This is a genomic window from Polaromonas sp. P1_E1_2, from assembly GCF_056406035.1.
Window position 1 is genome coordinate 1 of the sequence record NZ_JBFUAZ010000949.1, and the last position, 1008, is coordinate 1008.

At 67.2% G+C, this 1008-nt stretch carries 1 protein-coding gene; it reads left to right on the top strand.

Going from position 1 to position 1008, the window contains the following annotated elements:
* Positions 1-91: 91 nt before the first annotated feature.
* Positions 92-1008, top strand: a 917-nt coding sequence (locus AC1D1P_RS24330) for an FAD-dependent monooxygenase (RefSeq protein WP_477674791.1), incomplete at its 3' end; no start/stop codon positions are given.

Consider the following 1008-nt stretch of genomic DNA (forward strand, 5'->3'; position numbering starts at 1 on the left):
CCGTGATACTGCGCGTGGACACACCCATTGAGGTCGACTACTACCGCCACGGCGGAATTTTGCCGTTCGTGCTGCGACAGTTGCTCGCTTGATGTTCAGACAAGCCCTGATAGCCGGCGGCGGCATCGGYGGATTGGCGGCGGCGCTCGCGGTATCGCGCGCCGGCTGGTACGTCCGCCTGTTTGAACGCGCCAGCGCCTTCAGCGAAGTCGGCGCCGGCATTCAGCTCGGTCCCAATGTCGTCAAAGTGCTGCATGGCTGGGGGCTGGCCGACGCGCTCCAGGCCGTGGCTGCCATTCCCGAGCGCCTGCAGGTGCGAAGTGCCATATCGGGCCAGCTGCTGGGCGAGTTGCCGCTTGGCGCCGCTATGGCCCAGCGTTATGGCGCGCCTTACCTCTCCATTCATCGCGCCGACCTTCACGGCCTGCTGCTGCAGGCCGTGCAGCAGCACGCCGACGTGAAGCTGCATCTGAGCCGGCCTCTGCAGTCCTTCAGCCAGACCGCGCAAGCCGTCACGGTGCAGGCCGACGACGGCCCTGGCATTGAAGGCGACGCCCTCATAGGTGCTGACGGCATCTGGAGCACAGTGCGCCAGGAACTGCTGGGTGACGGTCTGCCACGCCGCACCGGCCACCTGGCTTACCGTGCCCTGGTGCGGCAATCCGATCTACCTGAATTGCTCAGGAGCCGGCAGATCACGGTCTGGCTGGGGCCGCGCATGCACGTGGTGCAGTACCCGGTGCGCGGCGGTGAATGGCTCAATGTGGTGGCCATCGTGCAGGGTGAAGCCGCTGCCGAAGCCGACCTCTGGGACCACAGTGCCAACACCTCCGATCTGGGTGCGGCGACGGCCGGCTGCTGTGCCGCGCTGCGCGAGGTACTGGATGCCATCGGGGGCTGGCGCTTGTGGGTGCTGCACGACCGCGCGCCGATGCGGGGTGCCCACCAGCACGCTGTAGGCCGTGTGGCCTTATTGGGCGACGCCGCCCATCCGATGCGGCCTTACCT